The organism is Streptomyces sp. NPDC050145 (assembly GCF_044460245.1).
Classification (GTDB): Bacteria; Actinomycetota; Actinomycetes; order Streptomycetales; family Streptomycetaceae; genus Streptomyces.
Genome location: NZ_JBITJS010000010.1, coordinates 16,206 through 37,509 on the forward strand (window position 1 = coordinate 16,206; position 21,304 = coordinate 37,509).

The following is a 21,304-nucleotide window of genomic DNA, read 5'->3' on the forward strand; positions in this document are numbered from 1 at the left end:
CCCTCCCCGGGCCCCGGCAGGATCGTTCCCGTACCCACCGAGACACGATCCGCCGGACCCGAGGAGGGCTCACCCATGACCGCCTACGCCATCGCCGTACTGCGCCCCACGCCCCCCGTGCACCCCGAGGTCCTGGAGTACATCGAGCGCGTCCAGTCCACCTTCGAGCCCTACGGCGGCCGGTTCCTCTCGCACGGCAGGACCGGGCAGTGGAAGGAGGGGGAGCGGCTCGGGGACGTCGTCATCGTCGAGTTCCCGGACCTGGAGCGCGCCCACGCCTGGTACGCGTCCCCCGCCTACCAGGAGATCCTCCCGCTGCGCACCGCCCACATCCCCGGCGAGCTCGTCATCATCGAGGGCGTCCCGGCGGACTACGACGCGGTGCGCACCGCGGGGGCGATGCGGGAGGCGGCGGCCTGAGCGGGGCTCAGCCGCGGGCGGCGCGCCGCACCTGGGCCGCGCAGTAGTCGCGGACCTTGACGTACTCGCCGGCCGGGTCCGTGTAGTACGACCAGGGCGGCGTGCCCGCGTAGCCGTCGGCGGCCCGGAACTGCTCCAGCGCCTCCGCGTACCGGTTCTGCCAGTACAGGAAGCTGCCGACGAGGTGCCGGACCGGCGGGATGCGGCGGTCGTGCGGGTCCGCCGCGTGGGCGGCCGCGATGTCGGCGAGCGCGGCGTCGGTCGCCGCGACGATCTCGGGCCGGCTGTAGTACGTCCCCGGGGCGAGGTCGTCGTGCGCGATCTCGTACTCGAAGTACGCGTCCAGCAAGACCGCCGACAGCAGTTGCCCGGGCTCGCCCTTGGCCGCCGCGGCCCGGCCGAACTCCTCGGCGAGCTCGTGCGAGCCCTGCCACTTGGCGCACCAGTACTGGAGCGCCGAGCGGTGCGCCGCGAGGTGGTGCGGGTCCCGCTTCTCGACCTCGGCCCACAGCGCCGAGAACCGCTCGTTCGTGTAGCCGAGGCCCATCGCCAGCGGCAGTTCCGCGAGGTACGGGCACGGGTCGTCGCCCGCCTCGGCCTGCGCCGCGGCGAACGCCTCCCGGGCCTGGTCCAGCACCCGGTGGAAGCCCGCGAACTGCTCCCGCGTCGTGTTCCGGGCCATGGCGCTGCCCCGGATCTCCCAGGCCAGATAGACCAGCGACCGCGCGTGCACGAGCGCGGCGTCGGCGTCGCCCGGCCGGGCCGTCCGCCACGCCAGCAGCCACCCGTCGTCCTTCACGGCCTCGTCGGCCAGCAGCGAGGACCGCCGGTCCCGCTCCTGCCAGTCGCGTCCCGCGTCGGCCAGGAATCGGGCGCCCTCCTCCCAACTCCCGTCCTTGATCGCCGCCTTGACGGCCTCGGCGGTCGGGTCCGGGGCCATGGCCGACTTGGCGTCGATCTCCGTGACCGGGATCAGGCCCAGGGCGGTGGCCGCGGCCGTGATCTCGGCGTCGGGGATGCGGCCGACGCCGCGGTCGTGGTTGCGCTGGATCGCGATCCAGCGGATGACGAAGACGACGGCGCCTATGGCGCCGACGATCAGGAAGAGACGGTCCACGTTCCAGGGCTTTCTCGAGATGGGGGGTGGGGTGGTGCGGTTCGTTCGTTGGCGCGGGGCTGGTGGGGGCTGGTCGCGCCCCGCGGCGGAGCCGTTCGCAGACAGAGCCCCGCGCCCCTGAGATGCGCACTTCGTGCGCGATCTCATCGGGCGCTCACGCCTCGGGGAAATGCGACGCGAAGCGTCTGCATTTCAGGGGCGCGGGGCTGTGTCGATATGCGGCTCCGCCGCGTGGGCGCGACCAGCCCCCACCGGACCCGCACCCGCTACACGGCCGCCTGCGCGGCCAAGAGGTCCCGTACACCCGACGTGTTCGGGACGTCCGCCACCGCCGCCTCCAGCGCGGGCTGCAGCCGAGCCCCCTGCCCCTCCGGGAGGTGAAGCGTCGCCGGACCGGTCCAGGACAGTTCGAACCGGGCCGCGCCGGAGGCGATCAGCTCCGTGACCAGGAGGTCGCGGAGCATCGCGTGCAGGCGGGGGCGGGCGAACTCGCGGGCCGCGCGGCCCGTCGCCGACGCCGCCTCCTGCGACTTGGGCAGGTGCTCCGCGAGCTGCCACAGCGCGCCCGCCTCGATCGCCGCGAGCACCGATTCCAGGGAGCCGTCGCCGCCGGTCGCCTCGCGCACCGCCTGCCGCAGCGGCTCCGCCGAAGCGCTGGTGTACGTCGTCATCGACTCGTGCACGAGCTGCGGCCAGTCCGCGGCCCGGCGCAGGCCGAGCGCGCGCGGGGTCAGCGACGCCTGCTCCAGCGCGGCGAACGCGGCCGCCGGATCGGCCAGCAGGCCCAGCGCCGGACCCGCCGTGTGCGCGCGGCGCCCGTCGTCGGGCAGGGCCTCGATGCGGGCCACGCGGTCCGCGATCGGCGGGTGCGTGTCGTACGGGGACGGCTCCTCGTCCGGCAACTCGCCGCGCAGTTCGTCGAGTTCGGGGGAGCGGGCGTCGAGCAGACGGCTCAGGCCGCCGTAGACCTCGCCGTGCGGCGGCAGCAGCCCCGCCTCCGCGCCGAGCGTCGCGTAGGAGTTCATGTAGAAGCCGAACGCCGAGTCCAGGACCGGGATCTCGCGCAGCGCCGACGCCGTCGCGTCCCGGCCCGCGATCCGGGCGGCGGCCAGGTCGGCGGCGTACTCCTGACGCCGCATCGACCCGCGCATCACCCGCACGTAGAACTGCCCGTACCAGATGAAGGGCCGCGCGGCGAGACGGAAGGTGATGCCCGCCGAACCCGCGCTGACCTCCCGCGCCTTCTTGCCCTTCGCGACCCGCTTGGCCTCCTTGGCCTCGGCCTTCTCGCGCTCACCGGCCTGCTTGGCGGCGGAGCGCTCGAGGAGCGTGCCGACGGTCCGGGAGATCTGCTCGAAACCGCGCCGGCTGATCGCGCCGAGCCGGGTGTCGGAGTTGGAGTAGTGGCCGAACTCGTGGGCCAGTACGCCGATGAGCTGGGCCTCGTCGAGGCCGGTGAGGAGCGGGGCGCCGATCAGCAGGACGCGGCGGCCCGAGCGCAGGCCGAGCAGCCGGGACTCCTCGTACACGGCCGCGTTCACGTGCGGCACGAGGTAGATCTCGCCGGGGGCGCGGGTGCCGGTCTCCTCGGCGAGCCGCCGCACCGTCGCCCACAGGCGCGGCTCCTGGTGCTCGCCGACGCGCAGTCCGTCGGCGGGCGGTTCGAAGCGCGGGCTGCGCACCGCGAACATGCCCTGCACGATCGGGATCGCCACGATCACGCTCACCACGACGATCTTCAGCGCGGCGCCGCCGTGGCCGCCGCCGATGATCCACCAGTCCAGGGCGCCGAGCGCGCCGAGCAGCACGAGGCCGACGAGATAGAAGCCGAGCAGCAGGACAAGAGCGCGCACGGCACGCAGAGTTGAGCCCATCGGGCGGTTCCCCCCACGGGAAGACGAGAAAACACCAGGTGGGACTGGTGATGCGGATGGTGCGTGTGTGGGGGGAACGGGAGTATGACACAGCCCGCGGCACCCTGATCAACAGGATTGCGCCGCGGGCTGCATGAAAGGGATGAACAATCGGTGCCGGTCAGTGCGGGAGGGTCGCCGGGCTGCCGCCGTTCGCCTCGTATCCGGCCACCGCCAGCGCCCGGTACACCGCGTACGAGGCCGCCGGATCGGGCTCCGTCGTCCACGGGATCGCGCCCACGTGCCCGTCGACCCGCAGCAGCTGCTCCATCGCCTCGCCCCAGTGCTCCATGCGGACCAGGAAGAACACCAGCAGATGCCGTACGTGCGCGAGCATCGGGTCGTCCGCGCGGGCCTGCGAGACCGCGAACATGGCGCCGTGCAGCGCCTTCGTCACGACCTCGCTCTCGTAGAAGTTCCGCACCATCGTGATCTCGGGCAGGTGCTCGTACAGCGCGAACAGCGGCAGCGCCGCGAGCAGCGAACCGCGCGGGGCACGCGCCGCGGCGGCCTCCGCGAACGCGAACGCCTCCTCGCGCGAGCCGTGCCACTTCTCCGTCCAGTACCGCAGGCCCGCCAGGTGCGCGCCCATGTGACCCGGCGCCGTGTCCAGGATCTTCAGCCACAGCTGCTCGAACTCCTGCTGGGAGTAGCCGAGGCCGCGGGCCACCGCGAGATGCGTGATGTGCGGGACCGGGTCGCCGGGGGCCAGGAGCGCGGCCTGCTCGCACGCGGCCCGCGCCTCCTCCAGCACGATCCGCTGCTCGTCCGGCGTACCGCCGCCGCGCCACGCCTGCTGCACCAGGAACTCCGCGAACACCTGCGCGCCGCCCGCGTCCTTCGGCTTCTGCGCCCGCCACGCCTGCAGCCAGCCCGCGCCGAGCCGCGGCGTCTGCTGCGCCTCCAGCGCCGCCGCGCCCGCGATCGCCTGCACCCGCTCCCAGCGGGTCTCGGTCTCCTTGCCCGTACCGGCGAGGAGCTGCGCGGCCGCGGTGAAGTCCTGGTTGCGCTGGACGACGCTCATCACGTCCAGCAGGTCCTGGTCGGGCCCCGGCAGCCGTACGTCCAGCTCTTCCTGCCGCACGAAGCCGTAGTCCGCCGGATCGGCCGCGTCCGGCGCCCCCGGCGACACCAGCCGCACCCCGCCCCGCCGCCGCAGCATCACGACCCAGGCGATCATCAACACGGCCATGAGCACCCAGAGAATTCCCATACCTACAAGCTAACCCGCCCCTGACTTCTCCCCGACGACCGGAGCATCAGCGCCCCGAAGGGTGGGTGCCAGGTGCGCGGGGCTGTGCCGACGTACGGCTCCGCCGCGTGGGCGCGATCGGCCACGACGGCGGCACCCGGCGACGGCGTTCGCCCCCTGCGGCGACGGTCCTGTACCCGAGCCCCGACGAGTCACGCACTCGGTGCGGGGGCCCCGCCTTGCCCACCCGTGCCGGGGTCCCGGCGGCGGACTGCCCGAGGCGGGGTGCCGGGCCGACGCCCCCGGAGGGGGCGGGAGGGTGGGAGAAGGGGGCGGGCCGGGCAGCAGGCGCCGCGTGACTGTCAAGGCGGCGGGCACCCGTCTCCGTACCGGGGGCTGCGGTGCTGCTCAAGGCGGCGGGCACCGGTCCCCGTACCCGGGGCTGGGGTGCTGCTCAAGGCGGCGCGGCACCCGTCCCCGTACCCGCACCGCCGAACCGCTCCGCGCCGCAGGCACCCGCACCCCCGGCCCCGCGCCGGCGCGACCAGCCCGCCGGTCGGCCCCCGGTGACGGGCAGGCAGCCCACGACGGGCGCCGCGGGGGCACGATCGGCTCCCCCACCGGAGGGCCCCGGTGACGAACAGCCGACGCACAACGGCGGAAGGCCGCCACGTACCGCGCGGAGCGCCTACGCTCGGGACTCATGAGCGATACGCACAACCACAGCGGCAGCGCCCCGCGCGGATTCGAGACCACCGCCATCCACGCCGGCAACACGGCAGACCCCGTGACCGGCGCCGTCGTCCCCCCGATCTACCAGGTCTCCACGTACAAGCAGGACGGTGTCGGCGGTCTGCGCGGCGGTTACGAGTACAGCCGCAGCGCCAACCCGACCCGTACCGCCCTCGAGGAGAACCTCGCCGCGATCGAAGGAGGCCGCCGCGGCCTCGCCTTCGCGTCGGGGCTCGCCGCCGAGGACTGCCTCCTGCGCACCCTGCTCAGCCCCGGCGACCACGTCGTGATCCCGAACGACGCGTACGGCGGCACGTTCCGCCTGTTCGACAAGGTCGTCTCGCGCTGGGGCGTGGAGTGGTCCGTCGCGGACACCGGCGACGTGGACGCCGTCCGCGCCGCGATCACCCCGAAGACCAAGGCCGTCTGGGTCGAGACCCCCTCGAACCCGCTGCTCGGCATCACCGACATCGCCGCGGTCGCCCAGGTGGCCCACGAGGCCGGCGCCAAGCTCGTCGTCGACAACACCTTCGCGAGCCCCTACCTCCAGCAGCCGCTGGCGTTCGGCGCGGACGTCGTCGTGCACTCCCTGACGAAGTACATGGGCGGCCACTCGGACGTGGTCGGCGGCGCCCTGGTCGTGGCCGACAGCGCCCTCGGCGACGAGCTCGCCTACCACCAGAACGCGATGGGAGCCGTCGCCGGCCCCTTCGACTCCTGGCTGGTGCTGCGCGGCATCAAGACGCTGCCCGTCCGCATGGACCGGCACAGCGAGAACGCGACCCGCGTCGCCGACATGCTCACCCGCCACCCGCGCGTGACGCAGGTCCTCTACCCGGGCCTGCCCGAGCACCCGGGCCACGAGATCGCCGCGAAGCAGATGAAGGCGTTCGGCGGCATGATCTCGTTCCGCGTCGACGGCGGCGAGCAGGCGGCCGTCGAGGTCTGCAACCGGGCGAAGCTGTTCACGCTCGGCGAGTCCCTGGGCGGCGTCGAGTCCCTGATCGAGCACCCGGGCCGCATGACCCACGCCTCGACCGCGGGCTCGGCCCTGGAGGTCCCCGCCGACCTGGTCCGCCTCTCGGTGGGCATCGAGTCGGCCGACGACCTCCTCGCCGACCTCCAGCAGGCCCTGGAGAAGTAGCCCGCCTGCAGCCACCCGCCTACAGCCCCGTCAGGGGTGGAGTCGTCTCCGACGGCGGCTCCACCCACGGGTGCGCGGACACCGCCCAGACGGCGAACGCGACGGCCGCGGCGAGAAGCAGGCACCACATCAGCCGCCGCACCACCGTCCGCCGGCGCAGCATCCGCCCGCCCCGCCGCATCGCGTCCGCGCACAGCTCGGCGGGCACGGCGGGCGGCTGCGCCGCGTCGAGCACGGCGCGCACGGAGTCCTCCTTGCGCTGCAGCCGGTTCATGCCGAGGCCGTCCCTCCCAGAGAAGGGGCCGGCGCGGCCCCGCGCGGCGGATGCAGCACGAGCGTCATCGCCCGCGCGTGCAGGGACCGTACGCGCTCCGCCGGCAGCCCGAGCAGGGCCGCCACCTGTTCCTCGCCGACGCCCTCGAACAGCCGCAGGACCAGGACGAGACGCTCCTGCGGGGGTACGTGCGCCAGGGCGCCGCCGCGTCCGCGGTGCTGGTGCCAGGCGCCGCGCGCGAACCGGACGGCCAGCTCCTTGCGGGCGCAGTCGTAGGGATCCTCGCCGCGCAGCCGGTCCCAGGACGCGTACGTGCGGGCGAGCGCCGCCGTGAGCAGCTTCTGGGCCCGGGGATGGTCGTCCGGCGGCTCGGCGGTCAGCAGTGTCGCGGCATGCAGCAGCCGCCCGGCCGCGCCCGCGACGAACGACTCGAACTCACGGGCCCGGCGAGCGTTCCTGAACGCCTGCCGATCGCGCACGCTTCATCTGATTCCGACCGCGACCCCTTGGTCAAGAGGCAGGAGCCGCGGTTTCGCTCAGGAAGGACTCAGGAACTGCTCAGGTGTCGCTCAGGAAGGGGCGCCGGGCGCCGGCTGACCCGTCTGGCGGGCGGACAGCGCCGAGTTGAAGCGCGTCAGCAGCGCGCAGAACTGCTCCCGCTCCAGCGGCTCCCAGTCCTCGGTCAGCTCGGCCATCAACGCACGCCGCGAGGTGCGTACTTCGTCGAGCCGCGCGAGCCCGCGCGGCGACAGCTGCAACACCACCGCCCGGCCGTCCTCGGGGTGCGAGGTCCGCTTGACCAGGCCCGTGTCGACCAGCGGGGCCACCTGACGGGTCACCGTCGAGGAGTCGATGCCCATGCTCGCGGCGAGCGCCTTGACGCCCATCGGGCCTTCCTTGTCGAGCCGGTTCAGGAGCAGGTACGCGGCTCGGTCCATCGAGTTGCGCACCTGCCCGACCCCGCCCAGCCGGGTCTGTTCGGCGCGACGGGCGAAGACCGCCACCTCGTGCTGCAGGGTTTCGAGGAGGCCGGAATCGCCGGCGGTCGACATGTCCATCGTTTCTTGTGGTGTGGGCATGGCCGGAGGCTCACTTCATGCGTGGGTGGGGGATTGCACAGGATTGGGGCACAGAGTACGCGGCGAAAGCGCGTGCCGTACCAGCCGTGTTCAATCCGGTATCGCGGTATGAACACGACGCGTCACGCCCGCCGTGAGCTGCGAGACTTCAGTCATGAGCTACAGCACGTCTCACTCCTTGCCCCGCCGTCTTCCCGCGGTCACGCTCGACGACGTGCGCGGCGCCCAGAAGATGCTGGGCGGGGTGGCTCGGGTGACGTCCATGGCGCACAGCCATCATCTCTCGCAGCTGGCCGGCACGCCGGTCCACCTGAAGTGCGAGAACCTCCAGCGGACCGGCTCCTTCAAGCTGCGCGGCGCCTACGTGCGCATCGCCGGACTGCTGCCCGAGGAGCGCGCGGCCGGAGTCGTGGCCGCCAGCGCGGGCAACCACGCGCAGGGCGTGGCCCTGGCCTCCGCGCTCCTCGGCGTGCGCTCCACGGTGTTCATGCCCGTCGGCGCGCCCCTGCCGAAGGTCGCGGCCACCCGTGACTACGGCGCCGAGGTGAGGCTGCACGGTCATGTCGTCGACGAGACGCTGGCCGCCGCGCAGGAGTACGCCGAGCGCACCGGCGCCGTGTTCATCCACCCCTTCGACCACCCGGACATCGTCGCGGGTCAGGGCACGCTCGGCCTGGAGATCCTCGAGCAGTGCCCCGAGGTGCGCACGATCCTCGTCGGGGTCGGCGGCGGCGGGCTCCTCGCGGGCATCTCCGTCGCGGTCAAGGCGCTGCGCCCCGACGTGAAGGTCATCGGCGTGCAGGCGGCGGGCGCGGCCGCGTACCCGCCCTCGCTGGACGCCGGGCGCCCCGTCTCCGTGCCGCACCCCTCGACGATGGCCGACGGCATCAAGGTGGGCCGCCCCGGCGACGTCCCCTTCCGCCTCGTCGCGGACCTGGCCGACGGCGTCCGTACGGTGTCCGAGGACGCTCTGTCCAGTGCGCTGCTGCTGTGCCTGGAGCGGGCCAAGCTCGTCGTCGAACCGGCGGGCGCGAGCCCCGTCGCGGCGCTCCTCAGCGACCCGCGCGGCTTCGAGGGCCCGGTCGTGGCGCTCCTGTCGGGCGGCAATGTGGACCCGCTGCTGATGCAGCGCGTCCTCACCCACGGCATGGCCGCCGCGGGCCGCTACCTGTCGCTGCGGCTGCGGCTCGACGACCGTCCCGGCGCGCTCGCCTCGATCCTCGGTGTGCTGTCCGTCGTCGACGCGAACGTGCTCGACGTGAGCCACGTCCGCACCGATCCGCGCCTCGGGCTCACCGAGGTCGAGGTCGAGCTCCAGTTGGAGACGAAGGGTCCGGCGCACTGCGTGGAGGTCGCGTCGGCGCTGCGCGAGGCGGGCTACACGGTCATCGACTGACGGGGTCGTGAAACCGGGGTTGTGAAAAACCTGTGGCGACACGCGATACATCGCGATAGCGTGTGAGGTGCCTCACGGGTCCGCCGGGCGACGCCGCCCGGGCGAACCTAGACTTTTCCACCGGCACCCACCGGCACTCACCAGCTGGTAACTCACGCGTTGGGGGAACCACATGCCAGGCGCCATCCACGCCGAAGGTCTGGTGAAGACCTTCGGCGACGTCAGGGCCCTGGACGGGGTCGATCTGGACGTCCCAGAGGGCACCGTCCTGGGCCTGCTCGGGCCGAACGGGGCGGGGAAGACCACCGCCGTACGCTGCCTCACCACCCTGCTTACCCCGGACAGCGGCCACATGGTCGTCGCCGGGATCGACGTGCTCAAGCATCCGAACGAGGTGCGGCGCTCGATCGGCCTGTCCGGCCAGTTCGCCGCCGTCGACGAGTACCTGACCGGCCGGGAGAACCTCCAGATGGTCGGCCAGCTCTATCAGATGCGGGCCAAGGAGGCGAAGGCCCGCGCGAGCGAGCTCCTGGAGCGCTTCCACCTCGCGGACGCGGCCGACCGCCCCTCCAAGACGTACTCCGGCGGCATGCGCCGCCGCCTCGACCTCGCGGCCGCCCTCGTCGTGTCGCCGCCCGTGATGTTCATGGACGAGCCGACGACGGGCCTGGACCCGCGCAACAGGCAGCAGTTGTGGGAGGTCATCCAGGAGCTGGTCGCGGGCGGCACGACCCTGCTGCTCACCACCCAGTACCTGGAGGAGGCCGACCACCTCGCGCACGACATCTGCGTGGTCGACCACGGCAAGGTCATCGCGCGCGGCACCGCCGACCAGCTCAAGGCGCAGACCGGCGGCGAGCGCGTCGAGGTCGTCGTCCACGAGCAGGAGCACCTCGACGACGCCCGCGCCGTCCTCGCCGCCTACGGCAAGGGCGAGACCACCGTCGAGCAGCACACCCGCAAGCTGACGGTGCCCGTCATCGGCGGCGCGAAGCTGCTCGCCGAGGTGATCCGCGACCTGGACGCGCGCGGCATCGAGATCGACGACATCGGGCTGCGCCGCCCGACCCTCGACGACGTCTTCATCTCGCTCACCGGCCACCTGGCCGAGCAGGCGAGCGAGGACGAGGAGGCCGCGAAATGACCGCCGTCAGCCAGACCGCCCCTACGCCCCCGGCGCCCCGCGCCGCTCCCGGCGTCGGCCAGGCCGTCCGCGACTCCCTGGTCGTCGCGAAGCGGAACCTGATCCGGATGACCCGGATCCCCGAGATGGTCCTCTTCGGGGTCATCCAGCCGGTGATGTTCGTCGTGCTGTTCACGTACGTCTTCGGCGGCTCGATGAAGATCGGCGACTCCACCGACCCCACGGTGTACAAGAACTTCCTGATGGCCGGCATCTTCGCGCAGACCGTCACCTTCGCCACGGCCGGCTCCAGCGCCGGCATCGCGGACGACATGCAGAAGGGCCTGATCGACCGGTTCCGCTCGCTGCCCATGGCGCGCGGGGCCGTCCTCACCGGCCGCACCGTCGCCGACCTGGTGCAGACGGCGTTCACCCTGCTGATCCTGGCCGTCGTCGCGCTGATCGTGGGCTGGCGCCCCGGCTCCGCCGAGCCGACCAATATCGGCAGGATCCTGGCCGGCTTCGGCCTGCTGCTCCTGCTCGGCTACGCGTTCACCTGGATCGGCGCGCTGATCGGCCTGTCCGTGCGCACCCCGGAGGCGGCGACCTCGGGCGGCATCATCTGGCTCTTCCCGGTGACGTTCCTGTCGAACGCGTTCGTGGACTCCAGCCAGATGACGCCCTGGCTGCGGCACATCGCGGACTGGAATCCGTTCAGCGCGACCGTGCAGGCCTGCCGCCAGCTCTTCGGCGACCCGGGCCTTTCGCAGTCTCCCGCCTGGCCGATGCAGCACCCGATCTGGGCGTCGCTGATCTACTCGGTACTGATCCTGCTCGTCTTCCGCACGCTCGCGGTCCGCAAGTACCGCCGCTCCGCCTGACCGGACGCCCTGCGACGCGAGCGGGCCCCGAGCCGTCCTGGCTCGGGGCCCGCTCGCAGGGCGTCGGGGAGGCGTCAGCCCACGTAGGGCTCGGCCTTGAGGATCTTCACCGAGGCCAGCTTGCCGTTCGGCAGCTCGTACTGGGCGTCGTCGCCGACCTTCTTGCCGTTCACGCCCGTGCCGAGCGGGGACTGCGGCGAGTACGTCTCGATGTCCGAGCTCGCGTACTCGCGCGAGGCGAGCAGGAACGTGACGGTGTCGTCCTCGTCGCCGTCGAACGCGATGGTGACGACCATGCCGGGCTCGACCACGCCGTCGTCGGCCGGCGCCTCGCCGACCTTGGCCTTCTCGAGAAGCTGGGTGAGCTGGCGGATGCGGAGCTCCTGCTTGCCCTGCTCCTCCTTGGCCGCGTGGTACCCGCCGTTCTCGCGCAGGTCGCCCTCCTCGCGCGCGGCCGCGATCTTCGCGGTGACTTCCTCGCGCGCGGGACCAGACAGGTACGCCAGCTCTTCCTTGAGCTTGGAGTACGCCTCCTGCGTGAGCCAGGTGACGTCTTCGCTGGTCTGGGTCACAGGGTGCTCCTCGTAGGTACTGGGAATACAAAGCATCGCCCTACCTGAAGGATGTTCCCTTCCAGGTGGGCGAAACCACGAGCCTAACAATTCAACGGTGAAAGGGGGAGGACATAAGCCTCCAGAATTCTGTCCACGCAGGTCAGGCGTAGTCAGGAAGGGTGAAGCCCGGGTCAGTCCGCGTGACAGCCGACGAGTTCCGCGGTCGTACCGTGGCCCGAGGTGCGCAGAGTGACGACCTGGTCGATGCGTTCCTTCCGCTGGTCGAAGCGGAAGTCCGCGCGGCCGACCTCGGCGCCGTCGGCGCTCTGCGAGCGGACGGTGCAGTAACCGCTCGCGTCGGAGTCCTTACGGATCTCCAGATGGACCTCGACCGAGGACGTGTGGGTCTTGAAGGCGATGATCTCGCCGCTGAACTTGTTGCCCACCACGTAGTACCAGCCGAACCAGATCATCAGGGCGGCGAAGAGGGTGCCGGTCACGATCGCGGCGATCCTCAGCTTGCGGTCCGCGCGGGCGTCGGCGGCGCGCGACGAGCCGTACCGCCCCTCGGGCAGCTGCTGCTGCACGGCGCTCATCGGCCAGATCCTCTCGCGTGGCCCGTCAGGATCGCGGGCACCGGAATTTTCCGCCCCCCGGTTCGGTCACTATAGAAGCCGCACATTGCGCCGGACGACACCGGGCGCCCTATCTCACGAGGATCTTGTCTTGACTGAGCAGCTGCGACTGATGGCCGTACACGCCCATCCCGACGACGAGTCGTCCAAGGGCGCGGCCACCATGGCCAAGTACGTCTCCGAGGGGGTGGACGTGCTCGTGGTGACCTGCACGGGCGGTGAGCGCGGCTCCATCCTCAACCCCAAGCTCCAGGGCGACACGTACATCGAGGAGCACATCCACGAGGTGCGCAAGAAGGAGATGGACGAGGCCCGGGAGATCCTCGGCGTCCAGCAGGAGTGGCTCGGCTTCGTCGACTCGGGCCTGCCCGAGGGCGACCCGCTGCCGCCGCTGCCCGAGGGCTGCTTCGCCCTGGAGGACATCGACAAGGCGGCCGGTGAGCTGGTCCGGCAGATCCGCTCGTTCCGTCCCCAGGTCGTCACGACGTACGACGAGAACGGCGGGTACCCGCACCCCGACCACATCATGACCCACAAGATCACGATGGTGGCCTTCGAGGGCGCGGCCGACGCCGAGAAGTTCCCCGAGTCCGAGTACGGGCCGGTGTGGCAGCCGGTGAAGCTGTACTACAACCAGGGCTTCAGCCGGCCGCGCACCGAGGCGCTGCACTACGCCCTCCTGGAGCGCGGCATGGAGTCGCCGTACGAGGACTGGCTGAAGCGGTGGGACGAGTTCGGGCGGGTCGAGCGCACGCTGACCACGCACATTCCGTGCGCCGACTTCTTCGAGATCCGGGACAAGGCGCTGATCGCGCACGCCACGCAGATCGATCCGGACGGCGGCTGGTTCCGGGTTCCGATGGACGTCCAGAAGGCCGTGTGGCCGACGGAGGAGTACGAGCTCGTGAAGTCGCTCGTCCCCACGTCCCTCCCCGAGGACGACCTCTTCGCGGGCATCCGCCACAATGCCTGATGTGAACGCGAATCTGGCAATGACCCATCTCGTCCCCCTTGCCGCCAAGGAGGTCGACGAGAACAAGGTGACTCCGGGTGTTCTCGGCTTCATCGTCTTCGCGGTGATGGCGCTGGCCGTGTGGGGCCTGATGAAGTCGATGAACCGGCATATGGGGAAGGTCTCCTTCAAGGAGAAGGGTGACGGTCCCTCCGGGGGTGAGGCCGACTCTTCTGTGGGCGGCACCGTGGCTGACCGGGGCTGAGCGCCTACTCGTCTGCCGGGCGAGGCCTGGGGGCGGCGCGACCGCCGCCGTGGCTGGTCGCGCCGTTCCCCGCGCCCCTGAAGGCACACTCCGTGTGCCTCAGGCGCGGCGGGGCTCTGCGTGCCAGTCGTCGTCCTCGCCCAGGATCAGGCTGGGGTCGAGCATGACGACCACGGCCGACAGGACCAGGAAGATGAACGGGCCGGCGATCATGGGCAGCAGGAACGAGCTGCCCGAGTGGCCCGCGGTGTGGGTGGCCGCTTCGTGGAGCTGGACGCTGACGGCCGCCATGCCGGTGTAGTGCATGCCCGAGATGGCGAGGCCCATGACGAGGCTGGCGCCGAGCGAGGGCAGGAAGCCGCGGATGCTGACCGCGGCCCACAGCGCGGCGGTCGCCGCGACGACGGCGATCACGACGGACAGCGCCACGAGCGTCGTGTCGTACTGGATCTCGCCGTCCATGCGCATCGCGGCCATGCCCAGGTAGTGCATCATCGCGACGCCGAGCCCGGTCAGGATGCCGGCCGTGGCGAGCGGGACGGCGGCGGTGCCGCGGTGGCCGACGATGAAGACGCCGATGCCGACCACGGCGATCGAGACGCCGAGGCTGAGCAGGGTCAGCGGGACGTCGTAGGTGATGGCGGTCTCCTCGACCTGGAAGCCGACCATCGCGATGAAGTGCATCGTCCAGATGCCGACGCCGAGGCAGGCCGAGCCGAGCGCCAGCCAGCCCGTGCGGCGGCCCTCGCGCTGGACGACGGTCCGGGCCACGCAGCGCAGTCCGAGCGCCGAGCCCAGACACGCCATCAGGTAGGCCGCCACGGGTGTCATCAGCCCGTAGCTGAAGCCGTCGACTGTGCCCTGCATGTACTTTTCACTCTCCGGTGCTGTGGGGGTGGACCCAGTCGGGTTACTACTGGGTACGGAGAGAAAGTAAGGGCGGTGTGAAGGTGCCGAGTGCAGGTTACCGAACGTAACCTGCACATCGTTGTGCAACCGTGAGGAGCTGGCGCCCCGTCAGTCCGGCGTCAGTCCGTCACCCCCATCACGTCCCGCGCGTGCCGGCTCGGGACCATGCCGAGCCGCCACGCCTGCCAGCCCGCGTCCAGGTCGACGCCCCGCTCCAGAAGCAGCCCGTACGCCGTCACGTAGTCGTCGAGCTTGCCGTCGCGGGTCGGGGCCGGGGTGCGGGTCAGCGCCGCCAGTTCCTCCTGGGCGACGGCCGTGCCGACCTCCGAGCCGCCCGGCGAGGCGTACGGCAGCAGCGTGCAGCGCAGGAACGCCGCCCACTCCTCGCCCCGCCGGTCCCCGTACGAGGCGAACAGGCCCTGCGCCTCCTCGCACAGGTCCAGCGCCTGCTGGAGCCGTGTGTTGCCCGCGTCGACCACCGCCAGCTCCAGGCACGTCCACGCCTCGCCGTGCGCGACGCCGATCCGCTGGAAGTCGGCGCGGGCGTCGACGAGGAGCTGCCGGGCGAAGCCGGAGTTGCGCAGGGAACCGGTCTGCGCGGCCCGCTGGTCGCGGGTGACGCGCGCCGAGTGGTGCCGGGCGCAGGCGAGCCCGTACACGTCCCGCATCCGGGAGAACATCGTGCGGGAGCGCTCCAGCTCGCGCACCGCCTGATCCAGATCGCCGGTCTCCTCCAGGGCCTGGCCCAGGTAGTAGTACGTCCAGGCCTCGCCGCGCGCGTCCTCGTTGTCCCGGTGCCGGGACGCGGCCTGGCGCAGCCCGTCGACCGCCGCCGACGCGTCGCCCTCGACCAGCCGGGTGCGGGCCAGCTGGGTCATCGCCCAGGCCTCGCCGCGCGCGTCCCGGGTGCGGCCGTACAGGTCGAGGGCGGTGCGCAGCTGCTCCTCGGCGCGCTCCACGTCGCCCATGCGCAGGCACAGCTGGCCGAGCTGGAAGTGCGCCCAGGCCTCGCCGTGCAGCGACTCGTTCTCCCGGTGCAGGGCGAGCGCGTCGGTCAGCAGCTCCAGGGACTCACGCACGTGCGCGCGGTCCCGCTCGACGGCCGCGAGCGCGTGCAGGGTCCAGCCCCGGTCGCCCTTCGTCTCCGGCGTGGTCTGGAGGTCGAGCGCCTCGCGCAGCTTCGCGCTCGCCTCCTTGAGCTGGCCCTGGTGGTGCAGCGTGATGCCGAGCGAGCACAGCGCGCGGGCCTCGCCCGCCCGGTGGTGCGCCTCCCGGTACAGGTCGACCACCGACGACAGCGTCGTACGGGCCTTGTCGAGCTCGCCGAGCTGGCGGGCCGCGATGCCCGTGCGCCACTGCACCGACCGCACCAGGAGTCCCTGGTCGATGGCCTGGGTCAGCTCGCTGATCTCGCCGAGGCGGTAGAGGTCGCCGCGCAGCAGGCAGTAGTCGCACAGGGCGCCGAGCAGGCCGAGCACCGCGTCCTGGTTGACGCCCTCCGCGTGCCGCAGCGCCGCCGTGATGAAGCTCGACTCGTCGTCCAGCCAGCGCAGCGCCGCGTCCAGCGAGGTGAAGCCGTGCGGGCCCATCTGCCCGGCGCGCGTCGACATGTTGCCGTCGACCAGGCGGATCACGGAGTCGGCGAGATCCGCGTAGTTCTGGATCAGGCGCTCCTGCGCGGCCGTGCGCTCGGCGGGCTCCTCCTCGTCGGCGAGCCGGGCCTGCGCGAAGCCGCGCACCAGGTCGTGCAGCCGGTAGCGGCTGCCGCGGACCCGGTCGATCAGACCGGCGCGGGACAGCGCCGTCAGATGCTTGGTCGCCTCCTTGGTGTCGGTGGCGAGCAGCGCCGCCGCCGCGGCCGCGCCGAGCGAGGCCCGGCCGGCGAGCGCGAGGCGCCGCAGCAGTCGGCGGGCCTGCTCGGACTGGTCGGTGTAGCGCAGCCACAGCACCCGCTCGACCGGCTCCACCGGCCCGTACGCGCCCAGGTCAGCGGCGAGCTGACGCGGGGTGCGCGGCCCGATCGCGGACCCGGCGATCCGCAGCGCGAGCGGTAGACCACCGCACAACTCCCGTACGGCGTCGGCCGCTTCGGCGTCGTACGGTCCTTCCGGGTCCTCGGCGGCCTCGCGCAGCAGCTCCTCCGCGCCGGCCGGGTCGAGGGCCTCCACCGACAGCTGGTGCACCCACGCCGGGGTGTCCTCGCCGAGGTCCAGCGGCTTGCGGGAGGTGACGACGACGAGGCTGTCGGAGCGCTCCGGGATCAGCGTGCGCACCTGCGCCGCGTCGGCCGCGTCGTCCAGGACGATCGTGACGGGCAGCCCGGTCAGATACTGGTGGTACAGCTCGCTCAGCCGCTTGACCTGCTGGTCCTGTGAGGAACGCTCCCGGAACAGGAGCTGTTCGCGCGGCGCGCCGAGCCGGTTGAGCAGATGCATAAGCGCGTCCCGCGTCGACAGCGGCGCCGCGTCCGAGCGGTCCCCGCGCAGATCCACGACACACGCCCCGCGGAACTGGTCGCGCAGCTCGTGCGCCGCCCGCACCGCGAGCGTCGTGCGCCCCGAGCCGGGCGCCCCGTGCAGCACCACCACGGTCGGCCGGGTCTGCGTACTGGCCCGCGCCGCGTGCACCCACTGGGTGATCCTCGACAGGGCGGCCCGGCGCCCCGCGAACGGGCCGTCCGGCTCCGGGAGTTGACCGAACGACTGCTCCAGGACGGTCCGCCGCCGCGCGGCCGCGCTCTTGTCGGTCCCGCGCAGTTGCGGCACGACCGTCTTCTTCGCGCCCGTCCCCGCGCCGGTGCTCGCCGCGAGCACCCGCTGCTGGTCCAGGAACGGCCGGATGCCCCGCACCTCCAGGGCCGTCAGCCACTGCAGCCGCAGCTGCTCAGGGCCGCCCGGCTGGCTCGCCGCGCCCGCGCTGCGGCTCGCCGCCGGCAGATGCGCGGCCGTCACCTTGGCGACCGTCGCGGCCGCGCCCAGTACGGCGACGGCGGCGCCCGCGCCCACCGCGACCCCGGTCCCGGCGCCGAGCGCCAGGTCGGCCACGCACGCGGTGACGGCCCCGACTCCCGCCACCATCAGGGGAGTCGACCCGCCCTCCTTGGCGAACCGCTCCCCGAACGTCATCCGCCCGGCCGACGTCGCGTCGAGCGCCCCCGTGTAGGCGGCGTACTCCTCGACGGCGGTCTGTCCCATCGCGTCCAGCGCACCGCGCGCCCGCGCGAGCAGCACCTTTCCGTCGACCCGGCCGCCGGAGCGCCTGACCTCCTCCTCGACGGCCCGGGCCAACAGCCGCTCGGCCTCCGCCCGATGGCTGTCTCGCATACTCGGTCCCCCTCCGATCGACATCCCGTCAGTTCACGGACAAGTGTCCTGCGTACGGCGTGAAGGCGCGAGGGTCCCGCGATCGCACAATGAGGCGGCCCGGGCGGGGCGGGTGTCATCATCCAGCCATGCCCCACCCCGTCATGTTCGACGAAGACGACCCGTATCTGGTGCGCCTGCGCCGGGTGGCCCTGGCCTTCCCGGACGCGGAGGAGCAGATCGCGCACGGCCGCCCCGGCTTCCGGGCGGGCAAGTGCTTTGCCTGGTACGGCGGTTCGACGAAGGGTTCCGCCGACAGCCGAGTCCGCTACGACCAGGCCCTCCTGGTCCTGCCGGACGAGAGCGACCGGGCGGCCCTCGCCGAGGACCCGCGCTGCTTCGTGCCCGCCTACCTCGCCCCGTACGGCTGGGTCGGCCTCGACCTCGCCGCCGGCGGTACCACCGCCCCGGACGAGGTCGACTGGCAGGAGGTGGCCGAACTTCTCGACGCGTCCTACCGGCAGGTGGCGGGCGCACGCAGGGTGGCGGCCCTCGACGAACGGGGCGGTCCGGCGGGGTGAGATCCGTGGAGACGCGGCGGTGCGCTCAGTCGAGCCGTTCGAGGAGCACCACCTCGAACTCCTCGAGAGCGATGACGTTCATCGGCACCTCCGAGGTCGCCTTCGCCCGGGTGCCCGCCTGGGTGCCGCGGGAGGCCGCCAACGCCTCGTGGTCGCGCCAGATCGTGCCGACGGAGCCGAAGCCCGTGGCGCGGTCGGCGAGCAGCGCCGCCCCCGCGAAGCCCGGGGTCTCCTCGAACCGGGGCAGCGCGGTGGACCGGAACAGCCCGGCCAGATCGTCGAGCGCGCCCGGCGGTATCTGGAAGCGCGCGAGGCGGAACCCCGCACCCGCCTCGGCCCGCGGACCGCGCGTGTAGCCCAGCGCCTCGAACGTCATCACGGACATCGACGACGCGAAGGGCGAGACCAGCTCCGCCCGGCGCTGCTTCAGCTGGTCGTCGCTGCCGCTGGCGTGCTCGGCGGAGTCCCACCAGCTCCCCATGACCATCTTGCCGACCTCACGGTCGGCGAAGAGCCCGTATCCCCGGTACCCCGGCTGCTCGGACAGCAGCTTCACGGCCTCTGCCCGGAGGCCGTCCAGGGCTTCGTCGATCTTTCCCGGATCGCCTGTCACGTAAGTCGTGCGCACATGCATGACGGCCCCCATTCCTCTCTGTGTACCTGCTTACGACACTCCTCCGGTGCCTGGGACGTCGCAAGCGGGCACGGCCGGAGCGGGCTGCGATACTGCGGGCATGGTGAATCGCCTGGCCGCATCCCAGTCGCCCTATCTGCTCCAGCACGCCGACAACCCGGTCGACTGGTGGCCGTGGTCCCCGGAAGCCTTCGAGGAAGCGCGAAGGCGCAACGTGCCCGTGCTGCTCAGCGTCGGGTACTCCAGTTGCCACTGGTGCCATGTCATGGCGCACGAGTCCTTCGAGGACGAGGCGACCGCCGCCGCCATGAACGAGCACTTCGTGAACATCAAGGTCGACCGCGAGGAGCGGCCCGACGTCGACGCCGTGTACATGGAGGCCGTGCAGGCGGCCACCGGGCAGGGCGGCTGGCCGATGACCGTGTTCCTGACGCCGGAAGCCGAGCCGTTCTACTTCGGCACCTACTTCCCGCCCGAGCCCCGCCACGGCATGCCCTCCTTCGCGCAGGTCATCGGCGGGGTGCGGGACGCGTGGACCGGGCGGCGCGACGAGGTCGCCGAGGTCGCCGGGAAGATCACCGCCGATCTGGCGCGGCGCGAACTGCCGTACGGGGACACCCAGGTGCCCGGCGAGGAGGAGCTCGCCGCGGCGCTGCTCGGACTGACCCGGGAGTACGACGCGACGTACGGCGGCTTCGGCGGGGCGCCCAAGTTCCCGCCGTCCATGGTCATCGAGTTCCTGCTGCGCCACCACGCGCGCACCGGCGCCGAGGGCGCCCTCCAGATGGCCGTCGACACGTGCGAGCGGATGGCCCGCGGCGGCATCTACGACCAGCTCGGCGGCGGCTTCGCGCGCTACTCCGTGGACCGCGAGTTCACCGTGCCGCACTTCGAGAAGATGCTGTACGACAACGCGCTGCTCTGCCGGGCCTACGCCCACCTGTGGCGGACCACCGGCAGCGAGCTCGCGAAGCGGGTCGCGCTGGAGACCGCCGACTTCATGGTGCGGGAACTGCGCACGAACGAGGGCGGGTTCGCCTCCGCGCTCGACGCCGACAGCGAGGACCCGGCGACCGGGAAGTCCGTCGAGGGCGCCTACTACGTGTGGACGCCCGCGCAGCTGACCGAGGTGCTCGGCGCCGAGGACGGGGCCGTCGCCGCCCAGCACTTCGGGGTCACCGAGGAGGGCACCTTCGAGGAGGGCGCCTCCGTGCTGCGGCTCCCGCAGACCGAGAGCGTCGCCGACGCCGCGCAGGTGGAGCGGATCCGGGAGCGGCTCCTCGCCGCCCGCGCCGAGCGGCCCGCGCCCGGCCGGGACGACAAGGTCGTCGCCGCCTGGAACGGCCTGGCGATCGCCGCGCTCGCCGAGACCGGCGCCTACTTCGGCCGCCAGGACCTCGTCGACGCCGCCGTCTGCGCCGGCGACCTGCTCGTGCGCCTGCACATGGACCCGGCCGCCCGCCTCACCCGCACCAGCAAGGACGGCCGCGCGGGGGACAACGCGGGGGTCCTGGAGGACTACGCGGACGTCGCCGAGGGCTTCCTCGCGCTGGCGTCGGTGACCGGCGAGGGTGTGTGGCTGGAATTCGCCGGGTTCCTGCTCGACCACGTCCTCGACCGGTTCGTGGACCCGGAGAGCGGCGCCCTGTACGACACGGCCGCCGACGCCGAGCAGCTGATCCGCCGGCCCCAGGACCCGACCGACAACGCGACCCCGTCCGGCTGGACCGCGGCCGCCGGAGCCCTCCTCTCGTACGCCGCGCAGACCGGCTCCGAGCCGCACCGTGCCGCCGCCGAACGGGCGCTGGGGGTCGTGAAGGCGCTCGGTCCGCGCGCGCCCCGGTTCATCGGGAACGGCCTCGCGGTCGCCGAGGCGCTGCTCGACGGGCCGCGCGAGATCGCCGTCATCGGGGAGGTCGGCGGCCGGATGCACCACGCGGCGCTCACCGCGACCGCGCCCGGCGCCGTGGTCGCCGCCGGACCCGAGGGCGGCACCGAACTCCCGCTGCTCGCGGACCGGCCGCAGGTGGACGGGCGGGAGAGCGTCTACGTGTGCCACCACTTCGTGTGTGACGCGCCGGTGACCGACGTCGGTGGACTGACACGCATCTTGGGCGAAACGCAGGGTTAACACGGGTTAGCACGGTATTTATCCGAACAGGTTCCCCTCCTTCACAGGTTCCCCATATCCTCACCCCATC

Annotated in this window: 20 protein-coding genes; 9 read left to right on the top strand and 11 right to left on the bottom strand. The window is 72.4% G+C overall.

Annotated features, from left to right (window positions below; genetic code table 11):
• Positions 1–75: 75 nt before the first annotated feature.
• Complete coding sequence (locus ACIBTU_RS20730; protein WP_399127749.1) at positions 76–420, top strand: DUF1330 domain-containing protein; 345 nt, start codon at positions 76–78, stop codon at positions 418–420.
• Between the two features lie 7 nt (positions 421–427).
• Here the strand turns inward: ACIBTU_RS20730 and ACIBTU_RS20735 are convergent, their stop codons facing one another.
• From ACIBTU_RS20735 to ACIBTU_RS20745, 3 genes are all read right to left on the bottom strand, one after another.
• Positions 428–1,537, bottom strand: a complete 1,110-nt coding sequence (locus ACIBTU_RS20735) for a hypothetical protein (RefSeq protein WP_399127750.1) — start codon at positions 1,535–1,537, stop codon at positions 428–430.
• A gap of 266 nt (positions 1,538–1,803) precedes the next feature.
• On the bottom strand, positions 1,804–3,390 hold the full coding sequence (locus ACIBTU_RS20740) for a M48 family metalloprotease (RefSeq protein ID WP_399127751.1): 1,587 nt from the start codon (positions 3,388–3,390) through the stop codon (positions 1,804–1,806).
• 181 nt (positions 3,391–3,571) lie between these two features.
• The gene (locus ACIBTU_RS20745) at positions 3,572–4,663 is read right to left on the bottom strand and encodes a hypothetical protein (RefSeq protein ID WP_399127752.1); all 1,092 of its coding nucleotides are present in this window, start codon (positions 4,661–4,663) and stop codon (positions 3,572–3,574) included.
• A gap of 682 nt (positions 4,664–5,345) precedes the next feature.
• On the opposite strand from ACIBTU_RS20745, the gene ACIBTU_RS20750 reads away from it, so the two are divergent.
• Complete coding sequence (locus ACIBTU_RS20750) at positions 5,346–6,518, top strand: cystathionine gamma-synthase (protein WP_399127753.1); 1,173 nt, start codon at positions 5,346–5,348, stop codon at positions 6,516–6,518.
• A gap of 19 nt (positions 6,519–6,537) precedes the next feature.
• On the opposite strand, the gene ACIBTU_RS20755 is transcribed toward ACIBTU_RS20750, so the two are convergent.
• From ACIBTU_RS20755 to ACIBTU_RS20765, 3 genes are all read right to left on the bottom strand, one after another.
• Positions 6,538–6,792, bottom strand: coding sequence for a hypothetical protein (locus tag ACIBTU_RS20755; RefSeq protein ID WP_399127754.1), 255 nt, complete (start codon positions 6,790–6,792; stop codon positions 6,538–6,540).
• Positions 6,789–7,271, bottom strand: a complete 483-nt coding sequence (locus ACIBTU_RS20760; protein WP_399127755.1) for a sigma factor-like helix-turn-helix DNA-binding protein — start codon at positions 7,269–7,271, stop codon at positions 6,789–6,791. Before ACIBTU_RS20760 ends, ACIBTU_RS20755 begins: the two co-directional genes overlap by 4 nt.
• Before the next feature lie 90 nt (positions 7,272–7,361).
• Positions 7,362–7,850: a MarR family winged helix-turn-helix transcriptional regulator gene (locus ACIBTU_RS20765; RefSeq protein WP_399128055.1), complete on the bottom strand. Its 489-nt coding sequence runs from the start codon at positions 7,848–7,850 to the stop codon at positions 7,362–7,364.
• 175 nt (positions 7,851–8,025) lie between these two features.
• On the opposite strand from ACIBTU_RS20765, the gene ilvA reads away from it, so the two are divergent.
• The 3 genes from ilvA to ACIBTU_RS20780 all read left to right on the top strand — a co-directional run bounded on the left by ilvA (position 8,026) and on the right by ACIBTU_RS20780 (position 11,271).
• Entirely contained in the window at positions 8,026–9,267 is a 1,242-nt protein-coding gene (gene ilvA / locus ACIBTU_RS20770) for a threonine ammonia-lyase (RefSeq protein ID WP_399127757.1), read from the top strand.
• 172 nt (positions 9,268–9,439) lie between these two features.
• A complete protein-coding gene (locus tag ACIBTU_RS20775; protein WP_399127758.1) occupies positions 9,440–10,411 on the top strand; it encodes an ATP-binding cassette domain-containing protein in 972 nt (323 codons plus the stop codon).
• Complete coding sequence (locus ACIBTU_RS20780) at positions 10,408–11,271, top strand: ABC transporter permease (RefSeq protein ID WP_399127759.1); 864 nt, start codon at positions 10,408–10,410, stop codon at positions 11,269–11,271. Before ACIBTU_RS20775 ends, ACIBTU_RS20780 begins: the two co-directional genes overlap by 4 nt.
• A gap of 74 nt (positions 11,272–11,345) precedes the next feature.
• Here the strand turns inward: ACIBTU_RS20780 and greA are convergent, their stop codons facing one another.
• Positions 11,346–11,843, bottom strand: coding sequence for a transcription elongation factor GreA (greA, locus tag ACIBTU_RS20785; RefSeq protein ID WP_399127760.1), 498 nt, complete (start codon positions 11,841–11,843; stop codon positions 11,346–11,348).
• A 173-nt stretch (positions 11,844–12,016) separates the two neighbouring features.
• On the bottom strand, positions 12,017–12,421 hold the full coding sequence (locus tag ACIBTU_RS20790; protein WP_399127761.1) for a DUF4307 domain-containing protein: 405 nt from the start codon (positions 12,419–12,421) through the stop codon (positions 12,017–12,019).
• Positions 12,422–12,551: 130 nt separating this feature from the next.
• Here ACIBTU_RS20790 and mca point away from each other — a divergent pair, with 130 nt between their 5' ends.
• Both mca and ACIBTU_RS20800 read left to right on the top strand, forming a co-directional pair.
• Positions 12,552–13,433, top strand: a complete 882-nt coding sequence (gene mca, locus ACIBTU_RS20795; protein WP_399127763.1) for a mycothiol conjugate amidase Mca — start codon at positions 12,552–12,554, stop codon at positions 13,431–13,433.
• Positions 13,426–13,677 carry a hypothetical protein gene (locus ACIBTU_RS20800; RefSeq protein WP_399127764.1) on the top strand — a complete coding sequence of 84 codons (252 nt, stop codon included), beginning with the start codon at positions 13,426–13,428 and terminating at the stop codon, positions 13,675–13,677. The genes mca and ACIBTU_RS20800 overlap by 8 nt, the downstream gene beginning before the upstream one ends.
• A gap of 99 nt (positions 13,678–13,776) precedes the next feature.
• On the opposite strand, the gene ACIBTU_RS20805 is transcribed toward ACIBTU_RS20800, so the two are convergent.
• Positions 13,777–14,544 (bottom strand): MHYT domain-containing protein, encoded by a 768-nt coding sequence (locus ACIBTU_RS20805; protein ID WP_399127765.1) that lies wholly within the window; start codon positions 14,542–14,544, stop codon positions 13,777–13,779.
• Between the two features lie 161 nt (positions 14,545–14,705).
• The gene (locus ACIBTU_RS20810; RefSeq protein WP_399127766.1) at positions 14,706–17,909 is read right to left on the bottom strand and encodes a tetratricopeptide repeat protein; all 3,204 of its coding nucleotides are present in this window, start codon (positions 17,907–17,909) and stop codon (positions 14,706–14,708) included.
• Positions 17,910–18,037: 128 nt separating this feature from the next.
• Between ACIBTU_RS20810 and ACIBTU_RS20815 the strand changes: the two genes are divergently transcribed.
• Positions 18,038–18,469 (top strand): MmcQ/YjbR family DNA-binding protein, encoded by a 432-nt coding sequence (locus ACIBTU_RS20815; RefSeq protein WP_399127767.1) that lies wholly within the window; start codon positions 18,038–18,040, stop codon positions 18,467–18,469.
• A gap of 25 nt (positions 18,470–18,494) precedes the next feature.
• Here ACIBTU_RS20815 and ACIBTU_RS20820 read toward each other — a convergent pair whose 3' ends face one another.
• Positions 18,495–19,103 (bottom strand): antibiotic biosynthesis monooxygenase, encoded by a 609-nt coding sequence (locus tag ACIBTU_RS20820; protein WP_399127768.1) that lies wholly within the window; start codon positions 19,101–19,103, stop codon positions 18,495–18,497.
• Between the two features lie 100 nt (positions 19,104–19,203).
• Between ACIBTU_RS20820 and ACIBTU_RS20825 the strand changes: the two genes are divergently transcribed.
• On the top strand, positions 19,204–21,234 hold the full coding sequence (locus tag ACIBTU_RS20825) for a thioredoxin domain-containing protein (RefSeq protein WP_399127769.1): 2,031 nt from the start codon (positions 19,204–19,206) through the stop codon (positions 21,232–21,234).
• Positions 21,235–21,304: the final 70 nt, after the last annotated feature.